This is a genomic window from Streptomyces scopuliridis RB72 (genome assembly GCF_000718095.1).
Taxonomy (GTDB): domain Bacteria; phylum Actinomycetota; class Actinomycetes; order Streptomycetales; family Streptomycetaceae; genus Streptomyces; species Streptomyces scopuliridis.
In genome coordinates this window covers 206,687-227,008 of the sequence record NZ_JOEI01000018.1, presented here as the reverse complement: position 1 = coordinate 227,008, position 20,322 = coordinate 206,687, and the positions used below count along the sequence as shown (strand labels likewise).

Here is a 20,322-nt window from a genome sequence, read left to right as displayed (position 1 = left end):
CGCTCAGCGCAGGAAGGGATCCACCGCCACGGCCACGAAGAGCAGCGACACATAGGTGATGGACCAGTGGAACAGCCGCATCTCCTTGAGCTTGGCGCCCGTCTCGCCGGCCTTGGCGCGCGACTGGAGCCCGTGCGCCTCCCAGAGCCAGTAGCCGCCGGACACCAGCGCCACCGTCGTATAGAACCAGCCGGTGTACCCCAGGGGGGTCAGCAGCAGCGAGACCGCGACCATCACCCAGCTGTAGAGCACGATCTGGCGGGCCACGACCTGGTTGGTCGCGACGACCGGAAGCATCGGGACGCCCGCGCGCGCGTAGTCGTCCTTGACCTTCATGGACAGCGGCCAGTAGTGCGGCGGCGTCCAGAAGAACATGACGAGGAAGAGGATGACGGCGGCCCAGGACACCGAGTTGGTGACCGACGACCAGCCGATCAGCACCGGCATACAGCCCGCGATACCGCCCCAGACGATGTTCTGCGAGGTACGGCGCTTGAGGATCATCGTGTAGACGATGACGTAGAAGAGGAGCGCGCCCAGGGCGAGGCCCGCGGACAGCCAGTTGACCAGAAGTCCGAGCCAGAGGGTCGAGACCGCGGCCAGCGTCAGGCCGAACACCAGGCCTTCGCGCGGCGAGACCATACCGGTGACCAGAGGACGCTGCGACGTACGGTCCATCAGGGCGTCGATGTCGCGGTCGATGTACATGTTGAGCGCGTTGGCGCCACCGGCGGAGAGGTAGCCGCCGATACAGGTAGTGACCACCAGCCACAGATTCGGCACACCTTGCGCGGCCAGGAACATCACCGGAATGGTGGTGATGAGCAGCAGCTCGATGATCCGCGGCTTGGTCAGCACCACGAATGCCTTGACGCGGGCGCCGAACGGCCGATGGCCGCCCGAGCTCGGAGTCAAGGCGACCCCTGCGGGTCGGGACTCGACGGCCGTCACGCACACCCCTGACAGAGAAATCCCAGCAAGCTCCGGGCGTGAAGGCCCGGTAAAGACTTGCGCGTACCACGCCACTCTAGACGTTGCCCATACGCCGATCTTCGCGGGGGTGGGTCGCGCGAAACCGCGTTGAACGCCCGCCCGGAACGGTCCGTACGACCTGCCGGAAGGTGAACTCGGAGCCGCCGGGAGGCGAACTCTCCGAGCGCACCGCACCCTGGAAACACGCTCGGAAAGATGACTGTTGCTGCGGGTAGGCTCGACAACGAACCGGTGCGCCCTCAGACACCGGAATCGATCATGTGGAGAGGAGCCCTGACTCAGGGTGAGCACCAAGCCGACCACCACAGACCTCGAGTGGACCGAATCGGACCGCCGGGCAGTCGACACCGCCCGCGTCCTGGCCATGGATTCCGTACAGAAGGTCGGCAACGGCCATCCTGGTACGGCCATGAGCCTGGCACCCGCCGCCTATCTGCTGTTCCAGAAGGTGATGCGGCACGATCCCGCCGACGCGCAGTGGACCGGCCGAGACAGGTTCATCCTGTCGGCGGGCCACTCGTCCCTGACTCTCTATATCCAGCTCTACCTGGCCGGATACGGTCTGGAACTCGAAGACCTGGAGTCCTTCCGTACGTGGGGTTCGAAGACCCCGGGCCACCCGGAGTACGGACACACCATCGGTGTGGAGACGACCACGGGACCGCTCGGGCAGGGTGTCGCGAACGCGGTGGGCATGGCGATGGCCGCCCGCTACGAGCGCGGTCTGTACGACCCGGAGGCCGCCCCCGGCACCTCCCCGTTCGACCACACCATCTGGGCGATCGCCGGTGACGGCTGCCTCCAGGAGGGCATCTCGGCGGAGGCTTCCTCGCTGGCCGGCCACCAGAAGCTGGGCAATCTGGTCCTGCTCTGGGACGACAACCACATCTCCATCGAGGGTGACACCGAGACCGCGGTCTCCGAGGACACCCTCAAGCGGTACGAGGCGTACGGCTGGCATGTGCAGCGCGTCGAGCAGCTGCCCAACGGCGACCTCGACCCGGCGGGTCTGTACGAGGCCCTGAAGGCGGCGCGGGCGGAGACCGAGCGTCCCTCGTTCATCGCGGCCCGTTCGATCATCGCGTGGCCCGCCCCGCACGCGCAGAACACCGAGGCGGCGCACGGCTCCGCGCTCGGCGACGAAGAGGTCGCCGCCACCAAGAAGGTGCTCGGTTTCGACCCGGAGAAGTCCTTCGACGTCTCCGCCGAGGTCCTCACGCACACCCGTGAGGCGCTCGACCGCGGCCGTGAGGCGCGTACCAAGTGGGAGAAGACCTTCGCCGCCTGGCGTACCGCCAACCCGGAGCGCGCGGCGACGTTCGACCGCGTCAGGGCCGGCGAACTGCCCGCGGACTGGGAGGAGAAGCTCCCCGCCTTCGAGACCGGCAAGTCCGTCGCGACGCGCGCCGCGTCCGGCAAGGTGCTCCAGGCGCTCGGTGAGGTCATCCCCGAACTGTGGGGCGGCTCCGCCGACCTCGCGGGTTCGAACAACACCACCATCGACAAGACGTCGTCGTTCCTCCCGGTGGGCAACCCCCTGCCGGAGGCCGACCCCTACGGCCGCACGGTGCACTACGGCATCCGCGAGCACGCCATGGGTTCGACCATGAACGGCATCGCGCTGCACGGCAACACCCGTATCTACGGCGGCACCTTCCTGGTGTTCTCCGACTACATGCGCCCGGCTGTCCGGCTCGCCGCGCTGATGCGGGTGCCGGTCACCTACGTGTGGACGCATGACTCGATCGGTCTCGGCGAGGACGGTCCGACCCACCAGCCGGTCGAGCACCTCACCGCGCTGCGGACCATCCCGGGTCTGAACATCGTCCGTCCCGCCGACGCCAACGAGACGGCGATCGCCTGGCGCGAGATCCTCAAGCGGCACGACAAGGGCGCTCCGCACGGTCTGGCGCTGACCCGCCAGGGTGTGCCGACGTACGAGGCCAACGACGAGGCGGCCAAGGGCGGTTACGTCCTGTTCGAGGCCGAGGGCGGCGCTCCCCAGGTCGTGCTGATCGGCACGGGCTCCGAGGTCCAGCTGGCCGTCGAGGCGCGTGACCAGCTCCAGTCCGCCGGTATCCCCACCCGCGTGGTCTCGATGCCGTCGGTCGAGTGGTTCGAGGAGCAGGACCAGACGTACAAGGACAGCGTTCTGCCGCCGGCCGTGAAGGCGCGGGTGGCGGTCGAGGCCGGTATCGGGCTCACCTGGCACCGCTTCGTGGGCGACGCCGGACGCATCGTCTCGCTGGAGCACTTCGGCGCTTCGGCGGACGGCAAGGTGCTCTTCCGGGAGTTCGGCTTCACCGCGGACGCGGTTGCCGCGGCGGCACGGGAATCTCTGGCGGCTTCGGCGCGCTGACGCCTTATATACGAACAGTAGGAGATGCAACTCTCATGACAGACGCACTCAAGCGCCTCTCCGACGAAGGCGTCGCGATCTGGCTCGACGACCTCTCGCGCAAGCGGATCACGTCCGGCAACCTGGCCGAACTGATCGACCAGCAGCACGTGGTGGGCGTCACCACCAATCCGTCGATCTTCCAGAAGGCGATCTCGGGAGGCGACGGGTACGACACCCAGCTGGCCGACCTCGCCGCCCGCGAAGTCACCGTCGAAGAAGCCATCCGCATGATCACCACGGCGGACGTCCGGGACGCCGCCGACATCCTGCGTCCGGTCTTCGACGCGACGCAGGGCCAGGACGGCCGGGTCTCCATCGAGGTGGACCCGCGGCTGGCGCACAACACGAAGGCGACCATCGCCGAGGCCAAGCAGCTCGCCTGGCTGGTGGACCGTCCGAACACGCTGATCAAGATCCCGGCGACCAAGGCCGGTCTGCCGGCGATCACCGAGACGATCGGCCGGGGCATCAGCGTCAATGTCACGCTGATCTTCTCGCTGGAGCGCTACCGCGAGGTCATGGACGCCTACATCGCGGGTCTGGAGAAGGCACAGGCCGCCGGCCTGGACCTGTCCAAGATCTACTCGGTGGCGTCCTTCTTCGTGTCCCGCGTGGACACCGAGATCGACAAGCGGCTCGACGCGCTGGGCACGCCCGAGGCCAAGGAGGCCCGCGGCAAGGCGGCCCTGGCCAACGCGCGGCTCGCGTACGAGGCGTACGAAGAGGTCTTCGCCACCGAGCGCTGGGCGGCCCTGGACCGGGCGCAGGCCAACAAGCAGCGTCCGCTGTGGGCCTCGACCGGCGTCAAGGACCCGGCGTACAAGGACACGCTGTACGTCGACGAGCTGGTGGCGCCCCACACGGTGAACACCATGCCGGAGGCCACGCTCGACGCCACCGCGGACCACGGGCAGATCACCGGCGACACGGTGCGCGGTACGTACGACCAGGCGCGCGCGGACCTCGAAGCCGTCGCGAAGCTGGGCATCTCGTACGACGATGTCGTTCAGCTGCTGGAGGACGAGGGCGTCGAGAAGTTCGCGACCTCCTGGAACGACCTGCTCAAGTCGACCGAGGCGGAGCTCAAGCGCCTCGCCCCTTCGGAGGGCTGATCCCCTTGACCGCAACCCACGGAGCGAACCCGCTCCGTGACGCCGCGGACCGACGGCTCCCGCGTATCGCGGGGCCGTCGGGCCTGGTCATCTTTGGCGTCACGGGCGATTTGTCCCGCAAAAAGCTGATGCCTGCCATCTATGACCTGGCCAACCGCGGTCTGCTGCCGCCGGGCTTCTCGCTCGTCGGCTTCGCACGCCGTGAGTGGCAGGACGAGGATTTCGCGAAGGAGGTGCATGACGCCGTAAAGGAGCACGCGCGCACGCCGTTCCGCGAGGAGGTCTGGCAGCAGCTCATCCAGGGGATGCGCTTCGTCCAGGGCGACTTCGGCGACGACGACGCCTTCGAGAACCTGAAGGCGACGATCGCCGACCTCGACAAGTCGCAGGGTACGGGCGGGAACTTCGCGTTCTATCTCTCCGTACCGCCGAAGTTCTTCCCGCAGGTCGTCCAGCAGCTCAAGAAGCACGGCCTGGCCGACCAGACCGAGGGCTCCTGGCGGCGCGCGGTCATCGAGAAGCCGTTCGGACACGACCTGGCGTCCGCGCAGGACCTGAACAAGGTCGTCCACGAGGTCTTCCCGTCCAACGAGGTCTTCAGGATCGACCACTACCTGGGCAAGGAGACCGTCCAGAACATCCTGGCGCTGCGGTTCGCCAACACCCTCTTCGAGCCGATCTGGAACCGGTCGTATGTCGACCATGTCCAGATCACCATGGCCGAGGACATCGGCATCGGCGGCCGGGCCGGCTATTACGACGGCATCGGCGCCGCCCGTGACGTGATCCAGAACCATCTGCTCCAGCTGCTCGCGCTGACCGCGATGGAGGAGCCCGCCTCCTTCGACGCGGACGCGCTGGCCGCGGAGAAGACCAAGGTGCTGGGCGCCGTGCGGCTGCCGAAGGATCTCGCCGAGGGCACGGTACGCGGGCAGTACGCCGCGGGCTGGCAGGGCGGCGAGAAGGCCGTCGGCTATCTCCAGGAAGACGGCATCGACGCCAGGTCGAAGACCGACACCTATGCCGCGGTGAAGCTGGAGATCGACAACCGCCGCTGGGCGGGCGTCCCGTTCTATCTCCGCACCGGAAAGCGGCTCGGCCGCCGGGTCACGGAGATCGCGGTGGTCTTCCAGCGCGCGCCGCACTCCCCCTTCGACCACACGGCCACGGAAGAGCTGGGGCAGAACGCCCTGGTCATCCGCGTCCAGCCGGACGAGGGCGTGACCATGCGGTTCGGCTCCAAGGTCCCCGGCACCTCCATGGAGGTCAGGGACGTCTCGATGGACTTCGCATACGGCGAGTCCTTCACGGAGTCCAGCCCCGAGGCGTACGAGCGGCTCATCCTCGATGTGCTGCTCGGCGACTCGAACCTCTTCCCGCGTGTGGAGGAGGTCGAGCTGTCCTGGAAGATCCTCGACCCGATCGAGCAGTTCTGGGACACGCACGGCAAGCCCGCGCAGTACGAGTCCGGGACCTGGGGTCCGGTCGAGGCGGACGAAATGCTCGCACGAGACGGACGGAGCTGGCGCCGGCCATGAAGATCGACCTTACGGACACCACGTCGAGCAAGATCAACAAGGCGCTGGTGCAGGGACGCAGGGCGATCGGCACCCCCGCCGTCGGCATGGTCCTCACGCTGGTCCTCGTCACCGACGAGGAGAACCAGTACGACGCGCTCAAGGCCGCCAACGAGGCGTCCCGCGAGCACCCGTCGAGGAAGCTGGTCGTCGTCAAGCGCGTCTCGCGCTCGCCGCGCGACCGGGCCAAGCCCCGCCTCGACGCCGAAGTACGGGTGGGCGCGGACGCGGGCACCGGCGAGACGGTCGTCCTGCGGCTGTACGGCGAGGTGATGGACCACGCGCAGTCGGTGGTCCTGCCGCTGCTGCTGCCGGACGCCCCGGTCGTCGTGTGGTGGCCGGTCAACGCGCCGGTCAACCCGGCCAAGGACGCGCTGGGCAAGCTGGCGCAGCGCCGGGTGACCGACACGTACGCCGCCGAGAATCCCGTGGCGGAGCTGACGGCGCGCGCCGACGCGTACACCCCGGGCGACACGGATCTGTCCTGGACCCGGATCACGCCGTGGCGCTCGATGGTCGCGGCCGCCCTGGACCAGGTGGCCTGCGATGTCACCTCGGTGGAGGTGGAGGGCGAGGAGCACAACCCGAGCTGCGAGCTGCTCGCCATGTGGCTCGCCGACCGGCTGCATGTACCGGTCAAGCGCAGCGTCTCCAAGGGTCCCGGTCTCACGGCCGTACGGATGGAGACGTCCTGTGGGCCGATCAAGCTGGACCGGGCGGACGGCTCGCTGGCGACGCTCTCCATCCAGGGGCAGCCGGACCGGGCGGTGGCGCTGAAGCGCCGGGAGACCTCGGAGCTGATCGCCGAGGAGCTGCGCCGGCTGGACCCGGACGACACCTACGCGTCGGCGCTGCGGTTCGGCGTGGACCGGCTCAGTGACGGGGAGGGCTCGTCGAAGGCCAACGGTGACGGCGCTGCGGCCGGCACGGCGTCCGCCAAGCCCGCCCCCGCGGTCACGCCCGCCGCCATGCCCAAGAGGGCGGAGTCGAAGTGAGCGCTCCGCAGCTGGTCGTCCACCGTGACAAGGAGCTGATGGCGCAGGCCGCGGCGGCCCGGCTGATCACGAAGATCGTGGATGCCCAGGCCGCCCGTGGCTCCGCCTCCGTCGTCCTGACGGGCGGGCGCAACGGCAACGGTCTGCTGGCCGCGCTGGCCGAGGCGCCCGCCCGGGACGCGGTCGACTGGTCGCGGCTCGATCTGTGGTGGGGCGACGAGCGGTTCCTGCCGGAGGGCGACCCGGAGCGCAACATCACCCAGGCGCGGGAGGCGCTGCTCGACTCGGTGCCGCTGGACCCCTCGCGGGTGCATGTGATGCCGGCCTCGGACGGCCCGTACGGCAGTGATGTGGAGGCGGCGGCGGCCTCGTACGCCACCGAACTCGCCGCGGCGGCCCGCCCGGAGGACCACGGGCCCGTGCCGACCTTCGACGTCCTGATGCTGGGGGTCGGGCCCGACACGCATGTGGCCTCGCTCTTCCCCGAGCTGCCGGGCGTCCGGGAGACCGAGCGCACGGTGGTCGCCGTGCACGGCGCTCCCAAGCCTCCGCCGACCCGTATCTCCCTCACGCTGCCCGCGATCCGCGCGGCACACGAGGTGTGGCTGCTGGCGGCGGGCGAGGACAAGGCGAAGGCCGCGGAGATCGCTCTGTCGGGCGCGGGCGAGATCCAGGCGCCGGCGGCGGGCGCGTACGGCCGCAGCCGCACGCTGTGGCTGCTGGACGCGGCGGCGGCCTCGGCCCTGCCCCGGGCGCTCTACCCGCCGGCCTCGGCGTAGGGCGTGTCCGACACATAGCGCCGTCCGCACGGATCGCATGTACGCGTCGCGGCCCGGCTCGCCTTTCCGGCGGTCCGGGCCGTGAGGCGTATGCGTGCCGTGTCCTACGTTTCGCGCGGCGTCCCGTCCTGGTCCGGCTCCGGCTCCGGCTCCAGGAAGGGCGCCAGCAGGCCCGGGACCGCTTCGTCCGCGAAGGCCAGGCCCTCGCCCCGCGCCGCGTCGTACACGTGGTACGCGCCCTCGCCCGCGGCCGTCGTCGCCGTCAGCGTCAGCAGGCCCGCGCGGCGCTGGAAGTACGACTGCTTGACCGTCCAGCCGATCACCCCGCCGCGCTGGAGGGCGACCGTCGTCCGGCGCAGCGTGCCGGAGCGGGCCACGAGATAGCCGCCACTGAGGCCGTGGCCCAGGTTGCGATAGGCGTCGAGGGCGAACAGGACGGCCACCGGCAGCAGGATCACCGCGCAGACCGCCGCGATGGAGAGCAGGACATCGGTCAGCAGCAGGCCGAGGACGGCGAGGATCAGGACCGGCAGCAGTGCGTACGCGACGGACCAGCGCAGCCGGCGCCCGCGCGCGGCTCGTGGGTGCGGGAGCAGGGTCACGCTGTTCGTCGGGGACACGGGCTCGCGCAGGACCTGTGCCGCCACCGCGTCCGCCAGCGCCCGGGGCGCGGCGGGCAGCAGGGTCTTCTTGTCGCTGCGCATGTCCTCTTCCTCCTGGGCGAAGCCGGTGGCGACCGCGTCCACCCTGGCCGCGCCCGCGATCCGGACCCCGAGCGGCTCGACCAGCTCGACACCGCGCAGCCGGCGCTCCTCGATGGAGACGGAGCGGGAGGTGAACAGCCCGCGGCGGACCCGGAGCGTACGGCCGGGCTCGCGCTCAAGACGGTAGTTCCACCACATCTCGATCCACAGGCCCAGCGCCCCTATGGCGCCCACGAGAGCCAGCACGGCGAGCAGGACCAGGCTCCCCCAGAGGATCGAGACGGCCCGGAAGTAGTCGCCCAGCCAGGCGAAGAGCCGCAGCTGCACACCGAACCATTCGCTGAGCTGCACCAGCCCGCCGGCCGCGGAGGCGCCGAGCAGCGGGGCGGCGAAGGAGAGCGGCGCGTACCGGATCCACCGCCGGTCGAAGGATGCCAGCGTGCCGTCGCCGTACGTCCCGGGCTTCCCGGGTGCCCGGTCGAGCAGCTCCCTTCTGAGCCGCTCGCCCTCGGCGCGGGTGACGGGGTCGAGTTCCAGCGTGGATTCCCCGGCGCCTGTCTGCTCGCCGGTGCCGATCCGCACCTTCACCAGCCCGAGGACCCGGAGCAGGGGGTGGGCCGTCAGATCGACGCTGCGGATCCGCTCGCGGGCCAGCGACCGGCGTTTCAGCAGGAGCAGCCCGGTGTGGAGCTCGGCGCGCTCGGGCCCTATCCGGTAGCGGGTGCGGCGCCACCGTATGTAGTCCCCGCCCGTACCGCAGATGATCAGCAGCACGGCACCGGCCGACACCCAGCCGACCGCCTTCAGCAGCCCCAGGCCGCCGGCCATACCGACGGCGGCCGGTACACCGGCGCCGATGACGACCCCGGCCATGATCACCGCGGTGACCAGGAGCGTACGCCGGTCCAGCCGCCGCCACTCCCCCTCCGCGGGCCCCCCGAACCCCGCGGGCTCGCTCACGTCGCGTCCCCCGGCGTGGCCTGGGTGATATGCGTCAGCTGCTCGGCCAGCCCGGCGGCCAGCTCATGGTCGAGCCCCTCGATCCGCACGGCGCCCTTGGACGACGCGGTCGTGACGATCACCGTGGCGAGCTTGAACAGCTGCTCCAGCGGACCGCGCACGGTGTCCACGGTCTGGATCCGGGACATCGGCGCGATCCGCCACTCCTGCCAGAAGAAGCCGGTGCGGACATAGACCGCCTCGTCCGTCACCTCCCAGCGGTGCACCCTGAACCACCACCCGGGTATCAGAGCCGCACAGGCCAGCCCGAGCACCGCCAGCACGACGGCCGGGACCAGCAGCCATACCCGTGCCGGGGTGATGAGCGCCCCCAGCACGGCCAGGACCCCCACCGGGCCCGCGGTCAGCAGCAGCCACTGCGTGCGCCACCAGGCGATGGCGCGTCTGTCCAGCGTGTTGTTCGGCGGCCGCAGCCGTCGGGCCCCCTCCCCCGTCATCGGCTCAGCGCCCCCGCAGCCCGCGGTACGCCTCGACCAGCGTGGCGGTCGAGGAGTCCAGGCCCTCGCCCGGCTCGTCACCGGTGAGGACGGGCTCGATCTTCTTGGCGAGGACCTTGCCCAGCTCGACTCCCCACTGGTCGAAGGAGTCGATGTTCCAGATGGCGCCCTGGACGAAGACCTTGTGCTCGTAGAGCGCGATCAGCTGGCCCAGGACGGACGGGGTGAGCGATTCGGCGAGGATGGTGGTCGTCGGGTGGTTGCCGCGGAACGTCTTGTGCGGCACCAGCTCCTCGGCCACCCCTTCGGCCCGTACCTCCTCGGGCGTCTTGCCGAAGGCGAGCGCCTGCGTCTGGGCGAAGAAGTTGGCCATGAGCAGATCGTGCTGCGCGACCAGCCCGGGCGCCAGATCCGCGACCGGCTGCGCGAAGCCGATGAAGTCGGCCGGGATGACCTTCGTGCCCTGGTGGATCAACTGGTAGTACGCGTGCTGCCCGTTGGTGCCCGGCGTGCCCCAGACGACGGGCCCGGTCTGCCAGTCGACCGGATTGCCGTCGCGGTCCACCGACTTGCCGTTGGACTCCATGTCCAGCTGCTGGAGATAGGCGGTGAACTTCGACAGATAGTGGCTGTACGGGAGGACCGCGTGCGACTGGGCGTCGAAGAACGCCCCGTACCAGACGCCCAGCAGCCCGAGCAGGAGCGGCGCGTTGCCCTCCGGAGGGGCGTCGCGGAAGTGCTCGTCGACGAGATGGAAGCCGTCGAGCATCTCGCGGAACCTGTCGGGGCCGATCGCGATCATCAGCGAGAGGCCGATGGCCGAGTCGTACGAGTAGCGCCCGCCGACCCAGTCCCAGAACTCGAACATATTGGCCGTGTCGATACCGAACTCGGAGACCTTCGCGCTGTTCGTGGAGAGCGCCACGAAGTGCTTGGCGACGGCTTCCTGTCCGGCCCCGAGCCCACTCAGCAGCCAGTCGCGCGCGGAGGTGGCATTGGTGATGGTCTCGATGGTGGTGAAGGTCTTGGACGCGATGATGAACAGCGTCTCGGCCGGGTCCAGATCCCGTACGGCCTCGTGCAGATCGGCTCCGTCGACATTGGAGACGAACCGCACCGTCAGCGCGCGGTCGGTGAAGGACCGCAGCACCTCGTACGCCATCGCGGGCCCGAGATCGGAGCCGCCGATACCGATGTTGACGACGTTCTTGATGGGCCGGCCGGTGTGGCCGGTCCACTCGCCGGACCTGATCCTGTCGGAGAAGGCGCTCATCTTGTCGAGCACGGCGTGCACCGCCGGTACGACATTCTCGCCGTCGACCTCGATAACGGCGTCACGCGGGGCGCGCAGCGCCGTGTGCAGCACGGCGCGGTCCTCGGTGGTGTTGATCTTCTCGCCGCGGAACATCGCGTCCCGCAGCTCGGCGACCCCGGTGGCGGCGGCCAGCTCGCGCAGCAGCGCCAGTGTCTCGTCGGTCACCAGATGCTTGGAGTAGTCCAGGTAGAGGTCGCCCACCTGGAGGGTGTAGCCGGCGCCGCGCGCCGGGTCGGCGGCGAACAGCTCTCGCAGATGCGTCTGCCCCAGCTGCTCCCGGTGCTTGCCCAGTGCGTTCCACTCGGGCGTCCGGGTCAGCCTGGTACGGCTTTCCGCGTTCATCTCGGACATCAGCCCACTTCTTCTCGTACCTGCGTGCATGCCCTGTTGCCCGTCCAACCTAATTGATCAGGGGGCCCAGTGACGCGGCGCCGAGCAGGAACAGCCCGGCCGCCAGCAGGGCGGGGGTGTTGAGCCCCCAGCCGGCCGCCGCCACGCCGCCCAGCAGCGCCCCGAGAGGCGCTCCCGCGAGGGCGAGCGTACGGAACGCCGCGCTGATCCGGCCCAGCATCTCGGTGGGGCTGCGCTCCTGCGTCAGCGTCGTCTGGTTCACATTCCACACCATGCCCATGACGCCGAAGACACCGAGGCAGACGATCGCCGCCCAGGTCTCGCGCACCGTGCCCAGCGCGACCAGACAGCCGGTCTGGACGGCCCCGGCGAGGAAGACGGCGCGTATGCGGCCCGTCCGCTCGGCGAGCCGCTTGGCCAGCAGCCCGCCCACCACACTGCCCACCCCGTAGGCGGTGAGGGTCAGGGCGTATCCGCTGTTCCCCGCGTCCAGCCAGCCCGTGACATGCAGCACCAGCGTCGCGATCACGCCGCCCATCCCGATATTGACGAGCGTCGTCGCCAGACACAGCCCGCGCAGCGTGCGGTCCCGCCACAGCGTGCGTATCCCCTCGGCGATCTCGCCGCGCAGCGTGGAGCCCGTTTTCCGTGGCGCCCGCTCCGGCGGCTCGGCCCGTAGCGAGGCGATCAGCAGCGCGGCCACCCCATAGGTGAGCGCGTTGGCCGCGTGCGGCATCGCGACACCGACGAGCAGCAGCACGGGCACGAGCGGGGCCGCGAGAAAGCCGCCCGCGATCTGCTGTCCGGTCATCAGCCGGGCGTTGGCACTGCCGAGCGCCTGCCGCGGCACCAGCGACGGCAGCAGCGCCGTGGCCGCGTTGTCGAACAGCGTCTGGAGCGTGGTAAGCGTGAAGGCCAGCGCCAGCAGCAGCGCGATCGACGCCTGGCCGAGGGCGACGGCCGCCGCGAAGGCCGCCATCAGCGCGCCCCGTACCAGATCGACGCTCCACATCGCCCGCCGCTGGTCGACCCGGTCGGCGACCGCGCCGCCGAGCAGTCCGAACAGCAGCCACGGGAGATAGCCGCACGCCGTCACCGAGGCGATCAGCAGCGGATCGTCCGTGAGCGAGGCGGCGAGCAGCGGCAGCGCCGCCGTCCGCAGCGCGTCACCGAATCGCGAGACGACCGCGGCCGACCAGAGCCGGCCGAACCCCCCGCGCCACGCGGGCGTCCGTACTTCCACAGCCTCGGTCGCCGTCACAACTTCCCCTTCCGGTCCACTGATTCAGACCGTAGGCGGTGCCACTGACAACGCGGCGTCGTCGCGCGGCACCCCGAGCCAGGAGCAAGCGGGGGCGAAAGGAGGGCGAAAGGGGGCAAAAACGGTTCGGCCGGACACCTGTTGAGTGTCCGGCCGGAAAAACGTGTCTAGATCTCGCCGCGCAGTTTGGCGAGCGCCTCGGCGAGGATCGCTTCGCCGTCCGCGTCGCTGCGCCGTTCCCGTACATAGGCGAGGTGCGTCTTGTACGGCTCGGTGCGCGGCGGGTCCGGCGGATTGTCCCGGTCCTGACCGGCCGGGAATCCGCAGCGCGGGCAGTCCCACGTCTCCGGAACCTGCGCGTCACTGGCGAAGCTCGGCACCGTCTCGTGCTCGTTCGAGCACCAGAAGGAGATGCGCAGGCGGGGCGCGGACTCGCCACGCTCGGCCTCACCCATCGGCCCCGCTCCGACCCGGCTTCCCCGGATCGCGTTGCCACTTGCCACGGTCGTAACTCCCTGCGTGATGGTGCCGCAAAGCATCGAGAGGCAGCTCCGCTGCCGGGCGCCCCAGTCTACGTAAGGCCCAACGCGCGTCCAGTGAAGGGAGTTACCCCCTGCCGCCGGGCGCGGAACCCATGATAGGCCGCGCCCGCGCCGCCGTACCGTGCGTACGGTCAGCTGTCCAGCTTCAGCACCAGACCGAGAACGACAATGCACGCGAACCACAGCAGACCGACAACCACGGTGATGCGGTCGAGGTTACGCTCCGCGACGGAGGAACCACCGACGGACGACTGCATTCCGCCACCGAACATGTCGGAGAGGCCGCCGCCCTTCCCCTTGTGCATCAGCACCAGCAGCATCAGCAGCAGGCTGAAGACGATGAGGGCGATCGAGAACCCCATAACCACGGCTGGACCAACTTCCTCGGACTGACAGGACCGACAGGACTGAAAACGAACCACTGAGAACGAACGACGGGGACCGACCGGCCGCCTCCGATACGCATGGTCGCGCCATGCGCACACGGACGGCGTCCTCTCGGCCCCCGCCAGGGTACGACGGATCCGTGCTACCGCATACTTACTGGTCGCGGAAGCGTACGATCTTGACGAACTCGTCGGCGTCCAGCGCCGCGCCGCCCACCAGGGCGCCGTCCACATCGGGCTGCGCCATGATCGCGGCCACATTCCCGGACTTCACCGAGCCGCCGTACTGGATCCGCACCTTGTCGGCCAGCTCCTGCGAGTACAGCTCGGCCAGCCGGCCGCGGATCGCCCCGCAGACCTCCTGGGCGTCCTCCGGGGTGGCGACCTCGCCGGTGCCGATGGCCCACACCGGCTCGTACGCGATCACGACGGACTCGGCCTGGTCGGCCGGTACGTCCTTAAGACCGCCGTCGAGCTGCTTCAGCGTGTGCTCGACCTGCTGACCCGCCTTGCGGATGTCCAGGCCCTCGCCGACACAGAGGATCGGGGTCAGACCGTGCTTGAACGCGGCCTTCACCTTGGCGTTGCAGAGCTCGTCCGTCTCGGCGTGGTACTGCCGCCGCTCGGAGTGGCCCACGGCGACGTAGGCGCACTTCAGCTTCGACAGCATCGGGCCCGAGATCTCACCGGTGTACGCACCGGAATCATGCGCCGAGATGTCCTGGGCGCCGTACTTGATCTTGAGCTTGTCGCCGTCGACCAGGGTCTGTACGGACCTCAGGTCGGTGAAGGGCGCCAGGACGGCGACCTCGACGGCGTCATAGTCCTTGTCGGCCAGCGCGAAGGCGAGCTTCTGGACGTGGGCGATGGCCTCAAGGTGGTTGAGGTTCATCTTCCAGTTGCCCGCCATCAGCGGGGTACGGCCGGGCTTTTCGGATGAAGCAGTCATACGGGGGTCAGTCCTCCAGTGCCGCGAGGCCGGGGAGCGTCTTGCCCTCAAGATATTCGAGGCTCGCGCCGCCACCGGTCGAGATATGGCCGAATGCCTTTTCGTCGAAGCCCAGGATCCGGACGGCGGCGGCGGAGTCGCCACCGCCGACGACGGAGAAGCCAGGGGAGTCGACGAGCGCCTGGGCGACGGCCTTGGTGCCCTCGGCGTAGTCGGGGTGCTCGAAGACGCCCATGGGACCGTTCCAGAAGACGGTCTCCGCGTCGGCGAGCTTCGAGGCGTACAGGCGGCCGGTCTCGGGGCCGATGTCCAGGCCCATCTGTCCGGCCGGGATGGCGTCCGCGGCCACCGTCGTGGGGTGAGCCGGAGCCTTGGTCTTCAGGTCCGGGAACTCCGGCGCGACCAGGACGTCCACGGGGAGCACGAACTCCACCCCGCGCTCGTCGGCCCGCCTCAGATAGTCCTGGACCGCCGGGATCTGGTCCTCCTGGAGCAGCGAGGAACCGGTCTCGTGGCCCTGCGCCTTGAGGAAGGTGAAGACCATGCCGCCGCCGATCAGGATGCGGTCGGCCTTCTCCAGGAGATGGTCGATGACCCCGAGCTTGTCGGAGACCTTGGCGCCGCCGAGGACCACGGCGTAGGGCCGCTTGACGTCGTCGGTGAGCTTCTTGAGGACACCGACCTCGGTGGCGATCAGATAGCCCGCGGCGTGCGGCAGACGGGCCGGCAGATCGTAGACGGAGGCGTGCTTGCGGTGCACGGCCCCGAAGCCGTCGCCCACATAGAGATCGGCCAGCTCGGCGAGGTCGTCGGCGAAGGCGCCGCGCTCGGCGTCGTCCTTCGAGGTCTCGCCCGGGTTGAAGCGGAGGTTCTCCAGGACGGCGACCTGGCCGTCGGCCAGGGCCGCGACCACGGCCTTGGCGGACTCGCCGACCGTGTCGGTCGCGAACGCCACGTCGGCGCCCAGGAGTTCACCGAGGCGCGCGGCGGCGGGGGCGAGCGAGAAGGCGGGGTCCGGGGCGCCCTTGGGGCGGCCCAGATGGGAGGCGACGATGACCCGGGCGCCGGCTTCGGCGAGCCGGGCGACCGTCGGCTGTACGGCCCGGATACGGCCGTCGTCGGTGATGGTGGTGCCGGCGAGCGGCACATTGAGGTCGGCGCGGACGAATACCCGCTTTCCCGCGACCCCTTCGGCGAGAAGTTCGTCGATCGTCTTCATCTGCTGCGGGACTCCTTGGGATGTCTGGACAGGCCAACAGGGCTCGAACAGCGCCGCTTGTGCGCCGGCCGAGCCCTGTCGCTCATACCGAGATGCCTACCGGCCCTGAACTCAGCGGCCCTGGATCAGAGCTGGCCGCCGACGAAGACGGTCAGGTCGACCAGACGGTTGGAGTAGCCCCACTCGTTGTCGTACCAGCCGATGACCTTGACGTTCTTGCCCTGGACCATGGTCAGGGAGGAGTCGAACGTGCAGGAGGCCGGCCAGTTGACGATGTCCGAGGAGACGATCGCGTCCTCGGTGTAGTCCAGGATGCCCTTGAGCTGGCCCTCGGCGGCCTTCTGGAACGCGGTGTTGACCTCGTCCTTGGTCACCTCGCGCTCCAGCTCGATGACGAGGTCGGTGACGGAGCCCGTCGGGACCGGGACGCGCATCGCGATGCCGTCGAGCTTGCCCGCCAGCTCCGGGATCACCAGCGCGGTGGCCTTGGCGGCACCGGTGGTGGTCGGAATGATGTTCTCCGCGGCGGCACGCGCGCGGCGCAGGTCGCTGTGCGGGAAGTCCAGGATGCGCTGGTCGTTGGTGTACGCGTGGACCGTCGTCATCATGCCCTTGACGATGCCGAAGTTCTCCAGGAGAACCTTGGCCATCGGCGCCACACAGTTGGTGGTGCAGGAGGCGTTCGAGATGACGTGGTGCTTGGCCGCGTCGTACTTGTCCTGGTTGACGCCCATCACGATGGTGATGTCCTCGTCCTTGGCCGGAGCCGAGATGAGGACCTTCTTGGCGCCACCCGCGATGTGCTTCGAGGCGTCGGCCTTCTTGGTGAAGATGCCGGTCGACTCGATGACGATGTCGACGCCCAGCTCACCCCAGGGGATGTCGGCCGGGTTGCGCTCCGAGAGCACCTTGATGGTGTGGCCGTCGACCGTGATCGTGTCGGCGGTGTGGGTCACCTCGGCCTTGAGGCGGCCCAGGATGGTGTCGTACTTCAGCAGATGCGCCGTGGTCGCAGTGTCACCCAGGTCGTTGACAGCCACGATCTCGATGTCTGCACCCTGCTCCAGCAGCGCGCGGAAGTAGTTACGACCGATGCGGCCAAAGCCGTTGATGCCTACGCGGATCGTCACGAACCGATCTCCTCGTTGGTACGCCGGGTATTCGACGCCGGCGAGTTGTATGGGATGTCCCCGACCGCTTATGACCCTACCTCTCCACGGGCCGCGCGGTGACATCGAGTGGCCTCGCGGACCCGCGGCGGCCCCAACCCGTGGATACGGGTTGACGAGCCGCCGCGGACCCGGTGCCCAAAGCTCAGCGCCGCAGGGCGCGCAGCGCTTTGCCGAGCAGCGCCGCGCGCTCCCCGGCGTCCGGCACATGCTCCAGGCCGAAACCGAACAGCACGGTGTTACGCGTAGTGACCGAGGCGTACGAGGTGAACAGCTCCTGGGCGCGGGCCCAGTCCCCCTCCACGACGGGACTGCCGGCCGGCGCCCCGGGCGTGGTCCAGACGCCGAGAGAGGTCTCGAAGCCCTCGGACTCGCGCTCCGATCCGCCCACCACGAGCCTCGCGTCGTCCGCGAAGAGCCCGAATCCGCCGCTGCCGGGGTCGGTGATGTAGCTGAGCGAGATCTCGGCCTTCTTGCCCGCGTAGGCGCTCAGATCGAAGGAGACCTGACGCCAGCCGTTCGAGCTGCCGGTGAAGCTGTTCCAGGAGCCGCTGGTTCCGGTCGCGGCGCAGCCGTCCGCGCCGAGGGTCAGATAGTGGCCGAGGAAGGGATGGCCTTCGAGGTAGAACCCGGCCTCGCACTCGGTGGGGACGGCCGCGCTGGTCGCGCCGCCGGCCTCGGGAAGGGTGGTCCAGTCCTCGGCCCCCGCGGTGCGGGCCTCCAGGACGGCGTGGTCGTACCCCTGTTCCGTGTTCCAGTTGAGCGCGAAGCGGAGCGCGGGCTTGTCGGCGGCGCTGACACCGGTGAGGTCGACGGTGCGGGTGAGCCTGCTCCACTCGCTGTCCTGGTGCAGGGCCGCCGCCATCCACTGGCCGGCGTACGGGGCGTACGGGTTCGTGACCCCCGTGTACGAGCCCGACCGCGCGCTCTTGAACTGCGGGAACTCCTTCGGGTCGAGGACGTCGGAGGTGACGGTGTAGGAGCCCGCGGGGTCCAGCGGGTTGCCGGGCAGCCCGGCGAGCGATCCGGCCGCTCCCGCGAGCGCTCCCGTACCGGTGAAGCCGGTGGCGCCCGGCGTGGACGTCCGTCCGTACGCGCCCAGGTAGTACTGGCTGAAGTCGTTCGTCACGGTCCGCCCGACCTGGGCGTTGCCGCCCGCGCGCCGGCCGGCCTCGATCAGCTTGCCCCCCTCGTTGAGGAAGGCGCGCAGGGCCAGCTGCGTGGGCCCGCCCGGGGCCGCCGCGCCGGTGTAGTGCACCGCGGTGGAGAAGTGGCTGAGGACGCCCAGCGGGTGGGGTGCACCCTGGGTGGCGACATCCCAAACAGCGGCGGTACGGCCGTTGGCGCGCAGGGCGTCGGTGTAGGCGCGGAGCTGCTGCGCGGGCGCGCCCTCCTCGGCGACCACGAGCGTGTCGGCGCGGGGGCGTTCGGCGACGGTATAGCTGAAGTGCTCGCTGGAGGTGGGCTTTCCGCTCTTCGTCCGTCCGGTGAACCAGACCTCGACGGTGTCACCCGGACGAGCGTCCTCGATCTCGGCGCGGTACTCGTCGAAGTGGAGGTTGTCCTCGCCTCCGTAGGTCTCGCCGCCCTTCCAGGCCTTGAGGTCCTCGTCGTGCGTACGGCCGCCGTTGACGCGGTAGTTGAGCTCCTTGTCCCGGACCGACCTGCGGGCGGTGACGGAGACCTCCTGGTCGCCGCCGCGCGCGTACGAGGTGGTGAACGGGTCGGGGGTGAAGTCGGGGGCGGTCAGGCCGACCGGGGAGGAGGGCTGGTCGGGGTGGGCGGCGGTCTCGGCGACGGAGAGCGCGAAGGGGACGTTCTTGGCGAACTCGTCCTGGATCAGCTTCTCGTCGTCGGGGAAGTTGAAGCCGGACCGGCAGTCCCTGGCCTCCCAGGCGTCGTCCGGGTCGAGCGCGGACGCGGTCTGACAGGTGGTCATCTCCGGGGTGAACATCATCGTGCCGTTGACGTTCGCCGCGTGCCCGTCGGCCTCGCCGTTGGTGGTGTACAGCTCGGAGGAGACCTGCGGGTAGTAGCCGGGGACCGCGGGGTTCTCGGGGGTGCCGGCGAGCGCCTTGTAGAGCACGTCGTCGGGTGTCGGGGTGGCGACCTGCCAGCCCACGCCGTAGAGCAGAAGTTCGGCGGCGGAGTGGTAGTTGATGCCGTAGTCGAAGCCGATGCGCTTCTGGAAGCGGTCGATCGCCTGGGTCTCGGGCTCGGAGCCGGGTGCCGCGCCGCGGTAGGTCTCACTGGCGGGCCGTGGCGACGAGCCCTCGTCGTCGTAGCCCCACTTGTAGGGGAAGTTCCGGTTGAGGTCGACGCCGTCGCCGGAGGTGATCTTTCCGTCGCCGTCCACGTCCCGGAGGTTCTTGCGCCACAGCCGGGCGCTGTCCGAGCTGTGGGTGTAGTCGTAGCCGTCGGGGTTGGCGGAGAGGACGAACCACAGTTCGGTGGAGTCGACGATCTGGGTGATCCGCCGGTCCTTGCCGTAGTTGTCGACATAGTGGTGCATCAGCCGGCGCGTCATCTCGGGAGTGATCCACTCCCTGGCGTGCTGGTTGGACATGTACAGCACGGACGGCTTGGCCCCGTCCTTGGTCGTCCGCGCCCCCTTGCTGAGCTTGAGGGCCAGGATGTCCTGGCCCTTGAGGGTCTTGCCGATGGAGACGACCTTGGCGATCCGGGGGTTGGCCTGCCCGGTCTCGACGATCTCCTCCTGGAGGTTGCCCGCGCCGCTGTACGGGCGGAACACCCCGTCCCCCGCCGCCCGCAGCCGGGCACCCGCCTTCGCGGAGACCTTCCGTTCGGTGGCCTCGACACCCTGTTTCGCGAGGGCGCGCGCCTGCGCGTCGGTGAGGAACAGCTCGACGTTCGCCGTCCCCTTCTCGGGCGCCCGCTCCGTGAGTTCATGGGCGTCCTGGCCGGCCGCGAGAAGCAGTGGTATCTGCTCCTTGGTGACCTCGGCGTCGAAGACCTTCACGGCGTCCGCGCCCGGTGCCGCCTCGGCTCCCGGCGCGGATCCGGGCCGTGCCTGGGCGGTCGGCGCCGCCGTGATGCCCGCCAGCAGCAGTGCGCCCGCCGCGAGGATCGATCCCGCTCTTCGTCTCATGTG

General features: G+C 69.6%; 16 protein-coding genes. 5 read left to right on the top strand and 11 right to left on the bottom strand.

The genetic code is table 11. The features are described from left to right. Positions 1 to 3: 3 nt before the first annotated feature. Entirely contained in the window at positions 4 to 951 is a 948-nt protein-coding gene (locus tag IF11_RS0123450; RefSeq protein ID WP_030353674.1) for a heme o synthase, read from the bottom strand. Between the two features lie 325 nt (positions 952 to 1,276). Here IF11_RS0123450 and tkt point away from each other — a divergent pair, with 325 nt between their 5' ends. The 5 genes from tkt to pgl are packed head-to-tail and all read left to right on the top strand — an operon-like array spanning position 1,277 to position 7,857. Next, complete coding sequence (tkt, locus tag IF11_RS0123445) at positions 1,277 to 3,352, top strand: transketolase (protein WP_030353673.1); 2,076 nt, start codon at positions 1,277 to 1,279, stop codon at positions 3,350 to 3,352. A gap of 35 nt (positions 3,353 to 3,387) precedes the next feature. Beyond that, on the top strand, positions 3,388 to 4,506 hold the full coding sequence (gene tal / locus IF11_RS0123440; protein WP_030353672.1) for a transaldolase: 1,119 nt from the start codon (positions 3,388 to 3,390) through the stop codon (positions 4,504 to 4,506). Between the two features lie 5 nt (positions 4,507 to 4,511). Next, on the top strand, positions 4,512 to 6,044 hold the full coding sequence (zwf, locus tag IF11_RS0123435) for a glucose-6-phosphate dehydrogenase (RefSeq protein WP_030353671.1): 1,533 nt from the start codon (positions 4,512 to 4,514) through the stop codon (positions 6,042 to 6,044). Continuing rightward, positions 6,041 to 7,078 carry a glucose-6-phosphate dehydrogenase assembly protein OpcA gene (gene opcA, locus IF11_RS0123430; protein WP_030353670.1) on the top strand — a complete coding sequence of 346 codons (1,038 nt, stop codon included), beginning with the start codon at positions 6,041 to 6,043 and terminating at the stop codon, positions 7,076 to 7,078. Before zwf ends, opcA begins: the two co-directional genes overlap by 4 nt. Further along, positions 7,075 to 7,857 carry a 6-phosphogluconolactonase gene (gene pgl / locus IF11_RS0123425; RefSeq protein ID WP_030353669.1) on the top strand — a complete coding sequence of 261 codons (783 nt, stop codon included), beginning with the start codon at positions 7,075 to 7,077 and terminating at the stop codon, positions 7,855 to 7,857. The genes opcA and pgl overlap by 4 nt, the downstream gene beginning before the upstream one ends. 104 nt (positions 7,858 to 7,961) lie before the next feature. Here the strand turns inward: pgl and IF11_RS0123420 are convergent, their stop codons facing one another. The 10 genes from IF11_RS0123420 to IF11_RS0123375 all read right to left on the bottom strand — a co-directional run bounded on the left by IF11_RS0123420 (position 7,962) and on the right by IF11_RS0123375 (position 20,319). Then, on the bottom strand, positions 7,962 to 9,521 hold the full coding sequence (locus IF11_RS0123420) for a PH domain-containing protein (protein ID WP_037728370.1): 1,560 nt from the start codon (positions 9,519 to 9,521) through the stop codon (positions 7,962 to 7,964). After that, positions 9,518 to 10,018, bottom strand: a complete 501-nt coding sequence (locus IF11_RS0123415; RefSeq protein ID WP_030353667.1) for a PH domain-containing protein — start codon at positions 10,016 to 10,018, stop codon at positions 9,518 to 9,520. The genes IF11_RS0123420 and IF11_RS0123415 overlap by 4 nt, the downstream gene beginning before the upstream one ends. A gap of 4 nt (positions 10,019 to 10,022) precedes the next feature. Next, positions 10,023 to 11,675 carry a glucose-6-phosphate isomerase gene (gene pgi, locus IF11_RS0123410; protein ID WP_030353666.1) on the bottom strand — a complete coding sequence of 551 codons (1,653 nt, stop codon included), beginning with the start codon at positions 11,673 to 11,675 and terminating at the stop codon, positions 10,023 to 10,025. A gap of 58 nt (positions 11,676 to 11,733) precedes the next feature. After that, complete coding sequence (locus IF11_RS0123405) at positions 11,734 to 12,945, bottom strand: MFS transporter (protein WP_030353665.1); 1,212 nt, start codon at positions 12,943 to 12,945, stop codon at positions 11,734 to 11,736. Between the two features lie 167 nt (positions 12,946 to 13,112). After that, on the bottom strand, positions 13,113 to 13,448 hold the full coding sequence (locus IF11_RS0123400; RefSeq protein WP_078490869.1) for an RNA polymerase-binding protein RbpA: 336 nt from the start codon (positions 13,446 to 13,448) through the stop codon (positions 13,113 to 13,115). A gap of 170 nt (positions 13,449 to 13,618) precedes the next feature. Further along, positions 13,619 to 13,849 (bottom strand): preprotein translocase subunit SecG, encoded by a 231-nt coding sequence (gene secG, locus IF11_RS0123395; protein ID WP_030353663.1) that lies wholly within the window; start codon positions 13,847 to 13,849, stop codon positions 13,619 to 13,621. 178 nt (positions 13,850 to 14,027) lie between these two features. Further along, positions 14,028 to 14,822, bottom strand: coding sequence for a triose-phosphate isomerase (gene tpiA / locus IF11_RS0123390; protein ID WP_030353662.1), 795 nt, complete (start codon positions 14,820 to 14,822; stop codon positions 14,028 to 14,030). A 7-nt stretch (positions 14,823 to 14,829) separates the two neighbouring features. After that, positions 14,830 to 16,041 (bottom strand): phosphoglycerate kinase, encoded by a 1,212-nt coding sequence (locus IF11_RS0123385; protein ID WP_030353661.1) that lies wholly within the window; start codon positions 16,039 to 16,041, stop codon positions 14,830 to 14,832. 125 nt (positions 16,042 to 16,166) lie between these two features. Beyond that, the gene (gene gap, locus IF11_RS0123380; protein WP_030353660.1) at positions 16,167 to 17,171 is read right to left on the bottom strand and encodes a type I glyceraldehyde-3-phosphate dehydrogenase; all 1,005 of its coding nucleotides are present in this window, start codon (positions 17,169 to 17,171) and stop codon (positions 16,167 to 16,169) included. Between the two features lie 184 nt (positions 17,172 to 17,355). Further along, entirely contained in the window at positions 17,356 to 20,319 is a 2,964-nt protein-coding gene (locus tag IF11_RS0123375) for a M14 family metallopeptidase (RefSeq protein ID WP_030353659.1), read from the bottom strand. Positions 20,320 to 20,322: the final 3 nt, after the last annotated feature.

Excerpts from the sequence above, each read along its gene's own strand:
- IF11_RS0123375 (WP_030353659.1), bottom strand. The coding sequence starts at position 20,319 with ATGAGACGAAGAGCGGGATCGATCCTCGCGGCGGGCGCACTGCTGCTG.
- tpiA (WP_030353662.1), bottom strand. The coding sequence starts at position 14,822 with ATGACTGCTTCATCCGAAAAGCCCGGCCGTACCCCGCTGATGGCGGGC.
- pgi (WP_030353666.1), bottom strand. The coding sequence starts at position 11,675 with ATGAACGCGGAAAGCCGTACCAGGCTGACCCGGACGCCCGAGTGGAAC.
- tal (WP_030353672.1), top strand. The coding sequence starts at position 3,388 with ATGACAGACGCACTCAAGCGCCTCTCCGACGAAGGCGTCGCGATCTGG.
- IF11_RS0123385 (WP_030353661.1), bottom strand. The coding sequence starts at position 16,041 with ATGAAGACGATCGACGAACTTCTCGCCGAAGGGGTCGCGGGAAAGCGG.
- opcA (WP_030353670.1), top strand. The coding sequence starts at position 6,041 with ATGAAGATCGACCTTACGGACACCACGTCGAGCAAGATCAACAAGGCG.
- IF11_RS0123415 (WP_030353667.1), bottom strand. The coding sequence starts at position 10,018 with ATGACGGGGGAGGGGGCCCGACGGCTGCGGCCGCCGAACAACACGCTG.
- secG (WP_030353663.1), bottom strand. The coding sequence starts at position 13,849 with ATGGGGTTCTCGATCGCCCTCATCGTCTTCAGCCTGCTGCTGATGCTG.